Annotated in this window: 9 protein-coding genes; 4 read left to right on the top strand and 5 right to left on the bottom strand. The window is 70.0% G+C overall.

The window, feature by feature from the left end:
- Nucleotide 1: 1 nt before the first annotated feature.
- Both hemW and rdgB read right to left on the bottom strand, forming a co-directional pair.
- A complete protein-coding gene (hemW, locus tag AC3XYG_RS08645; protein WP_489139413.1) occupies nucleotides 2-1,159 on the bottom strand; it encodes a radical SAM family heme chaperone HemW in 1,158 nt (385 codons plus the stop codon).
- The gene (gene rdgB / locus AC3XYG_RS08640) at nucleotides 1,156-1,785 is read right to left on the bottom strand and encodes an RdgB/HAM1 family non-canonical purine NTP pyrophosphatase (RefSeq protein ID WP_489139412.1); all 630 of its coding nucleotides are present in this window, start codon (nucleotides 1,783-1,785) and stop codon (nucleotides 1,156-1,158) included. Before rdgB ends, hemW begins: the two co-directional genes overlap by 4 nt.
- A 93-nt stretch (nucleotides 1,786-1,878) precedes the next feature.
- Between rdgB and AC3XYG_RS08635 the strand changes: the two genes are divergently transcribed.
- From AC3XYG_RS08635 to AC3XYG_RS08625, 3 genes are all read left to right on the top strand, one after another.
- The gene (locus AC3XYG_RS08635) at nucleotides 1,879-2,742 is read left to right on the top strand and encodes an NAD(P)-dependent oxidoreductase (protein WP_489139411.1); all 864 of its coding nucleotides are present in this window, start codon (nucleotides 1,879-1,881) and stop codon (nucleotides 2,740-2,742) included.
- Nucleotides 2,743-2,748: 6 nt separating this feature from the next.
- Nucleotides 2,749-2,937 (top strand): hypothetical protein, encoded by a 189-nt coding sequence (locus AC3XYG_RS08630; RefSeq protein ID WP_489139410.1) that lies wholly within the window; start codon nucleotides 2,749-2,751, stop codon nucleotides 2,935-2,937.
- A gap of 111 nt (nucleotides 2,938-3,048) precedes the next feature.
- On the top strand, nucleotides 3,049-3,576 hold the full coding sequence (locus AC3XYG_RS08625) for an Mpo1 family 2-hydroxy fatty acid dioxygenase (RefSeq protein WP_489139409.1): 528 nt from the start codon (nucleotides 3,049-3,051) through the stop codon (nucleotides 3,574-3,576).
- Nucleotides 3,577-3,582: 6 nt separating this feature from the next.
- On the opposite strand, the gene AC3XYG_RS08620 is transcribed toward AC3XYG_RS08625, so the two are convergent.
- On the bottom strand, nucleotides 3,583-4,533 hold the full coding sequence (locus AC3XYG_RS08620; RefSeq protein ID WP_489139408.1) for a cation diffusion facilitator family transporter: 951 nt from the start codon (nucleotides 4,531-4,533) through the stop codon (nucleotides 3,583-3,585).
- Nucleotides 4,530-5,204: a pyridoxamine 5'-phosphate oxidase gene (gene pdxH, locus AC3XYG_RS08615; protein WP_489139407.1), complete on the bottom strand. Its 675-nt coding sequence runs from the start codon at nucleotides 5,202-5,204 to the stop codon at nucleotides 4,530-4,532. The genes AC3XYG_RS08620 and pdxH overlap by 4 nt, the downstream gene beginning before the upstream one ends.
- 118 nt (nucleotides 5,205-5,322) lie before the next feature.
- On the opposite strand from pdxH, the gene AC3XYG_RS08610 reads away from it, so the two are divergent.
- Nucleotides 5,323-5,793, top strand: coding sequence for an RT0821/Lpp0805 family surface protein (locus AC3XYG_RS08610; protein ID WP_489139406.1), 471 nt, complete (start codon nucleotides 5,323-5,325; stop codon nucleotides 5,791-5,793).
- Nucleotides 5,794-5,835: 42 nt separating this feature from the next.
- Here the strand turns inward: AC3XYG_RS08610 and AC3XYG_RS08605 are convergent, their stop codons facing one another.
- Nucleotides 5,836-6,948 (bottom strand): YihY family inner membrane protein, encoded by a 1,113-nt coding sequence (locus AC3XYG_RS08605; RefSeq protein ID WP_489139405.1) that lies wholly within the window; start codon nucleotides 6,946-6,948, stop codon nucleotides 5,836-5,838.
- Nucleotides 6,949-7,054: the final 106 nt, after the last annotated feature.

Below are 7,054 nucleotides of genomic sequence, written 5' to 3'. Positions count from 1 at the left end.
CTCACCCCAGCAGCGCTGCCAGCACCGCGTCCAGGCGCTGGCGGCCGGCGGGGGTGGCGGTCAGGCGGTCGGTGTCCTCGGCCAGGAAGCCGTGGCCGATCAGCCGGTCCAGGTTGCGGCGATCGATCGCCCGGTCGAAGGGCTGGCCCATCTCGTCGGCGATGCGGGACTTCGCCACGCCCTCGGCCAGACGCAGCCCCATCATCAGCATCTCGTCGCGCCGGGCCTCCGGCGGCACCGCCTCGCGCCCATGCTCGGCATGGCCGGCGGCCTCGACCCGCTCCAGCCATATCTCGGGCGCGCGGTGGGTGCGGGTGCCCCATTTGCCGTCGTTCAGCGTCAGCCGCCCGTGCGCGCCGGGGCCGATGCCGACATAGTCGCCATAGCGCCAATAGGTCAGGTTGTGGCGCGATTCCTCGCCGGGCCGGGCGTGATTCGAGATCTCGTAGCCGGGCAGGCCGGCCGCGCCCAGCACCTCGGCCGTCGCCTCGTACAGCGCCACCTGGGTGTCTTCGTCCGGCAGCACCAGCTCGCCGCGGGAATACAGCGTGTGGAAGCGGGTGCCCTGCTCGATCGTCAGCTGATAGGCCGAGATATGGCCGACGGCATGGTCCAGCGCCCGGCGCAGCTCCGCCGTCCAGCCGGCCACGGTCTGGCCGGGCCGGGCATAGATCAGGTCGAAGGAGAAGCGGTCGAAATGGCGCGCGGCCAGCCCGACGACGGCCGCCAGCGCCTCCTCGGCCGAATGGTTGCGGCCGAGGAAGCGCAGCGACGGCTCGTCCAGCGCCTGGACGCCGAGCGACACGCGGTTCACCCCGGCGGCGCGGAAGCCGGCGAACAGCCCCGATTCGACCGAGGTCGGGTTCGCCTCCAGCGTGATCTCGATACTCGGCGCCAGGCCCCAGCGTTCGGCCGCGCGGTCGATCACGGCGGCGACCGTCGCCGGCTGCATCAGCGACGGGGTGCCGCCGCCGAAGAAGATCGAGGTCAGGGTCCGCCCCGGCGTCAGATCGGCGAAATGGTCTAGCTCCGCCACCAGCGCCCGGCGCCAGCGCTCATGCTCCACCTGCTCCCGGACATGCGAGTTGAAGTCGCAATACGGGCATTTCGACTTGCAGAACGGCCAGTGGACATAGAGGGCGAAGCCGGGCGCCGTCATGGCGCGAAGCAGCGGGCCACCAGCTTGTGGAAGGCGTCGGCGCGGTGGCTCATGCCGTGTTTCTCGGCCGACTCCATCTCGCCGAAGGTCCTGCTGTGGCCGTCCGGCACGAAGATCGGGTCGTAGCCGAAGCCCTTGGTCCCCCGCGCCGGCCACACCAGCTGGCCGCGGATCTCGCCCTCCACCGTCTCGCAATGGCCGTCCGGCCAGCACAGCGACAGGGCGCAGATGAAACTTGCGCTGCGGTCCGGGTTGTCGCCCAGCTTCAGCCGCACCTGCTCGATGGCATAGGCGAAGTCGCGGCCGTTGCCGTCGGGCTTCTCGGCCCAGCGGGCGGAATAGATGCCGGGCGCGCCGCCCAGGCCGCTGACGGACACACCGCTGTCATCGGCCAGCGACGGCAGGCCGGTGGCTGCGGCGACGAAGCGGGCCTTCAGCTCGGCATTGGCGATGTAGCTGTCGCCGGTCTCCTCCGGCTCCGGCACGCCATGGTCGGCGGCCGAGGTCAGGCGCGGCACCCGGCCCTGCAGCAGGGCCGCGATTTCCGGGATCTTGCCCTTGTTGTGGCTGGCGATGACCAGGTGGTCGCCGGCGAAGCGGCGGGCGGGGGAAGCGGCATTCGTCATGATGGACATCAGATACGCGCGCCGAAGGCTGGAATCAAAGGCCGCGGTTGGTGCACTGTGTCGTCTCCAATGCATGACGGGTGGACGAGGACGATGAAGGTCGCATTCCTGGGCATGGGCGTGATGGGCGCGCCAATGGCGGGGCATCTGGTCAAGGCGGGGCATCAGGTCACCGTCTTCAACCGCACCGCGGCGCGGGCCGAAGCCTGGGCCGAGAAGCATGGCGGCCAATGGGCGCCAACCCCGGCCGAGGCGGCCAAGGACGCCGAGATCGTGTTCATGTGCGTCGGCAACGACGACGACATCCGCTCGGTGGTCAAGGGGCCGGACGGCGCCTTTGCCGGCATGTCCGGCAGCGCCATCCTGGTCGACCACACCACGGCGTCGGCCGACATCGCCCGCGAGCTGGAGGCCGAGGCCGACAAGCTGGGCTTCGGCTTCATCGATGCCCCCGTCTCCGGCGGCCAGGCCGGGGCCGAGAACGGCGCGCTGACCGTGATGTGCGGCGGGCGCGAGCCGGTGTTCGCCGTCGCCAAGCCGGTGATCGACAGCTACGCCCGCGCCTGCACCCTGCTGGGGCCGGCCGGCGCCGGGCAGCTGACCAAGATGGTCAACCAGATCTGCATCGCAGGCTTGGTCCAGGCGCTGTCGGAAGGGCTGAACTTCGCCCAGAAGGCGGGGCTGGACGGCAACCTGGTGCTCGACGTCATCTCCAAGGGCGCGGCCCAGAGCTGGCAGATGGAAAACCGCGGCCGGACCATGCTGCAGAACAAGTTCGACTTCGGCTTCGCCATCGACTGGATGCGCAAGGACCTGGGCATCTGCTTCGCGGAGGCCAAGCACAACGGCGCCCGGCTGCCGGTGACGGCGCTGGTCGACCAGTTCTATGCCGCGGTCCAGGCCAAGGCCGGCGGCCGGGTCGACACCTCCAGCCTGCTGCTGGCCCTGCAGGATTGAGGCTCGGTGGAGCCTGTCGACTATGTCGAGGTCGGCCGCGCGGCTCACGAGCTGACGGCCGCCCACGGCCGGGGGGCCTATCGATATGCGGACCGGCTGGCAGAAGAGGCGCTGCAGCGAGAAGAAGCTGACGCGCATCGCTTCTGGCAAGCCGTCGCGGCCTCGCTGAGGCCACGCCAGGGATCGTCGGAGTAGGTTGGGCCGGTGTTGGGTTCGCAGACGCGAATCCAATCTACGAAGCGGCAAGACTGACGTCTCGCGCACCTCCCCGCCAGGAGAATAAGCCCAAAGCGGGGAGGATCGCGCATGGCTTCGGATCTCTTCGATCGCCAGATGGCGATGTACACCAGCTTTCACCGCGACGGCCGCAACCGGCTGACCCATTTCTTCGGCATCCCGGCAATCATCCTGGCCGTGCTTGTGGCGCTCGCCACGGTGCCATTGGGCGCCATCGGCGGCTGGCTGGTGACGCTGGCCGAGCTGGTGGCGGTGCTGGTCTGGCTGCTGTGGATCTCGCTCGACCTCGGGCTCGGCCTGGCGATGGCGGTGGTCATCGTGCCGGGACTGATCGTGGCGCATCTGGTGGTCGATGGCGGCTCGGCCTCGGTCACCTGGATCGTCGCCGCCATCCTGTTCGTCGGCGGCTGGACGCTGCAGTTGGTCGGCCACGCCTATGAGGGCAAGCGGCCGGCCTTCCTGTCGAACCTGTTCCAGCTGCTGATCGGGCCGATGTTCCTGGTGGCGGAGGTCGCCTTCGCCATCGGCCTGCGCTCCGGTCTGAAGCACCGGGTCGAGGCCGTCGCCGACGCCTATGCCGCGAAGGTTGGTCGGTAGCGCGGACTACTTCTTGTAGATCCGGTGGTCCAGCCGGTCGTCGTCCAGCCCGGCCGGTTCCTGGTGCAGGATCACCTCGGCGTTCGGGAAGACGCGCGACAGCGACGCCTCCACCCGGTCGCAGACGGTGTGGGCCTGCCACAGGGTCAGGTTGCCCTCCATCTCGACATGCAGCTCGATGAAGCGGGTGCCGCCGGCGGCGCGGGTGCGCATGTCGTGCAGGTCGACCACCTCGGGGTCGGCGCGCACGATCTCGGCGATGCGTGTCCGTTCGTCCTGCGGCAGCTCCCGGTCCATCAGATGGTCGACGGCGCGGCGGGCGATGCGGGCGGCGGCGACCAGCAGCCACAGCGCGACGCCGATCGCCGCCGCCGGGTCCAGCCACTGCCAGCCCGGGCGCTGGCCGATCACCAGCACTGCCAGCACCACCACGCTGGTGGCGGTGTCGCCGATATAGTTCAGCCGGTCGGCGGCGATCGCGGTCGATTCGGTGCGGCGGGCGACGCCGCGCTGGAACAGCACCAGCGAGATGGTGGCGACCAGCGAGATCGCCATCACGGCGATGCCCAGCGGCACCTCGCTGACCGGTTCCGGCGTCACGAAGCGGCCGGCCGATTCGAAGATCAGCAGCAGGGCGGAGCCGCCGACGAAGGCGGCCTGGGCGATGGCGCCCAGCGGCTCGGCCTTGCCATGGCCGAATCGGTGCGACCGGTCGGGCGGCCGCAGCGCGTGGCGGATGCTAATCAGCAGGATGCCCGACGCGGCGACGTCGACCAGGCTGTCGAGCAGCGAGGACAGGATCGCCGCCGATCCAGTGACCAGCCAAGCGGCCAGCTTCAGCAGCGACAGGGTGGTGGCGACCGAGACGCTGACCGCGGTGGCGGTGCGCATCAGCCGGTCGCGCTTGGCCTGGTCGTCCGCAGCAACCGGGGCGTCGGCCGGGCCGGCGGCGGTCACGGATACAGCCGGTGGTGGCGCCAGCCGTTCATCCCCGGCTCATACACCACCCGGTCGTGCAGCCGGTACGGCCGCTCCTGCCAGAATTCGATGCGCCACGGCACCAGGCGGAAGCCGGACCAGTGCGGCGGCCGCGGCACCGGCCCGTCGGTCTCCTCAGGGCCGAAGCGGCGCGTCGCCTCATCCACCGCCGCCTCCAGCTCCGGCCGGTCGGCCAGCGGGTGCGACTGGGTCGAAGCCCAGGCGCCGATCCGGCTGCCGCGGGCCCGGCTGGCGAAATAGGCGTCGGCCTCAGCAGGGTCGACCGGCGTCACTGGCCCTTCGACCCGCACCTGCCGGCGCAGGCTCTTCCAGTAGAGGCTCAGCGCCGCGCGCGGGTTGCGGGCCAGCTCGCCCCCCTTGCGGCTTTCCAGGTTGGTGTAGAAGACGAAGCCGCGCAGCGCCGCCTCGGCGTCGTCGACGCCCTTTAGCAGCACCATGCGGACCGATGGCACGCCGTCCGGCGTTGCCGTGGCCAGCGCCATCGCGTTGGGGTCGTTGGCCTCATGCGCCGCGGCCAGGGCGAACCATTCCGCGAACAGCGCGAAGGGTTCGTCCGGCGGAACGAAATCGCGGTTAGCGGGTTCGGATGCGGCACTGCCGGCGTTCGGGGCGGAAGGTGGGGTCGTCATGGCGACTCGGCCTTTATTCGGTCGAATTTTGGCTACATTAGGGATCGTCGCCGTGAAGTCCATGGCGCGCAGGACAGGTCCGATGCCCGCCACGGGCATCGCAGGAGGATCGGAGATCATGAGGAAGTTCACCATCGCGGCCGCCCTTGTCGGTGCCGTCGCACTGGCCGGGTGCCAGGACTTCGGACCGAAGCAGGGCGCGGGCACCTTGATCGGCGCCGCCGGCGGTGGCCTGCTGGGCTCGCAGTTCGGCAGCGGCGGCGGCAAGCTGGCCGCCACGGCCGCCGGCGTGCTGATCGGCGCCTGGCTCGGCAACTCGGTCGGCTCCTCGCTCGACCGGTCCGACCAGATGTATGCCGAGCAGACCTACAACCGCACCTTCGAGACCGGCCGCAGCGGCACGGAAAGCTCATGGCGCAATCCGGATTCGGGCAATTACGGAACGGTCACGCCGACCCGTACCTATCAGGACCAGGGCCGCGATTGCCGCGAATTCACCCAGACCATCTACATCCAGGGTCGGGCGCAGACCGGCACCGGCACCGCCTGCCGCAACGGCGACGGTACCTGGCGCATCGTCAACAGCTGACGTCGATCGTTCCGGTCGGTTGAGGAAGGCCCGCCGTGCCCGTCACGGCGGGCCTTCTCCGTTCGGGGGCATGCGGTGCAGCGGGATCGGCCGCTTGTCCGGCTGCGGGCCGGTCAGCCGTTCCGTCACCGGCGGTTCGTCGACCAGCACGGTCGACAACGGCGTGCCCAGGCTGTCCTGGTGCGCCTCCTCGGCGGCGTGAATCCGGTCGGCCAGCGCCTGCAGCCCGGGCCCTTCCAGCCCCGGTACCTCGCCGATCTTGCCGCGCATGCCGACGCCCAGGCCGCGCATCAGATCGGCCAGGGTGGTGACCCGCAGGTCGCGCGACACCAGCCAGGTGTCGGAGGCCGAGCGTTCGACGAAGCGGGCGCGGCGCAACTGCTCCAGCATGCCGTCGAGGGCGGAGATGCCGACCGGCACGCGCTCGACCAGGGTGCGCCGATGCAGCCCGACGCCCAGCCGGCTGGCCGCGGCCAGTTCACGCAGCATGGCGACGGCGATGGTCAGCCGCGGCCCCGGCAGCAGGGCGTCGATCTCGGCCCCCAGCAGCCGGCCGGACCGCCAGTCGGGCAGGGCCGCGGCGATCACCGCGCCGATCAGCACGATCGACCAGGCGAGGTACAGCCACAGCAGGAAGATCGGGATCGTCGCCAGCGCGCCGTAGATCGTCTCATAGGCCGGGAAGGCGCGCAGATACCAGGCGAACAGGCGCTTGGACAGGTCGAACAGCACCGCCGCGATCAGCCCGCCGATCACGGCGTCGACCCAGCGCACCGACCGGTTCGGGATCAGCTGGTACAAGAGCGAGAAGCCGATGAACTGCAGCATCAGCGGCACGAAGCCGATGAACGGGGCCCACAGCTCCTGCCCGACCCCGCCGCCATAGCTGCCGAAGAAGGTGATGGTGAAGGAGAAGCTGGCGACGACCAGGATCGGCGTCAGCGTCAGGATCGCCCAGAAGGTGACGATCCGCACCGCCCAGGCCCGCTGCTCCTTGACCCGCCAGATGCCGTTGAAGGCGTCCTCGATCGTGGCCAGCAGCAGCACCGAACTGACGACGAGGCCGACGATCGAGATCGCGGTCAGTCGCCCGGTGTTCTGGCTGAAGCCCTCGAGATAGTTCAGCACGGTGTGCCCGACCTCGGGCCCCAGCATCTCCACCACCCAGTTCTGGGCCCCGCCCTAGATCACGCCTAAGGCGGGGAAGGCGGTCAAAATTGAAAAGGCTATGGTGGCGATCGGCACCAACGCCAGAAGCGAA

It is taken from the genome of Inquilinus sp., assembly GCF_057815775.1.
Note: the sequence above shows the minus strand (reverse complement) of the source record. Positions and strands in the feature narration are given on the sequence as shown.

Bases quoted from the DNA above. Each gene is read 5' to 3' on its own strand.
- rdgB (WP_489139412.1), bottom strand. From the start codon at position 1,785: ATGACGAATGCCGCTTCCCCCGCCCGCCGCTTCGCCGGCGACCACCTG.
- AC3XYG_RS08635 (WP_489139411.1), top strand. From the start codon at position 1,879: ATGAAGGTCGCATTCCTGGGCATGGGCGTGATGGGCGCGCCAATGGCG.
- hemW (WP_489139413.1), bottom strand. From the start codon at position 1,159: ATGACGGCGCCCGGCTTCGCCCTCTATGTCCACTGGCCGTTCTGCAAG.
- AC3XYG_RS08605 (WP_489139405.1), bottom strand. From the start codon at position 6,948: ATGCTGGGGCCCGAGGTCGGGCACACCGTGCTGAACTATCTCGAGGGC.
- AC3XYG_RS08625 (WP_489139409.1), top strand. From the start codon at position 3,049: ATGGCTTCGGATCTCTTCGATCGCCAGATGGCGATGTACACCAGCTTT.
- pdxH (WP_489139407.1), bottom strand. From the start codon at position 5,204: ATGACGACCCCACCTTCCGCCCCGAACGCCGGCAGTGCCGCATCCGAA.
- AC3XYG_RS08610 (WP_489139406.1), top strand. From the start codon at position 5,323: ATGAGGAAGTTCACCATCGCGGCCGCCCTTGTCGGTGCCGTCGCACTG.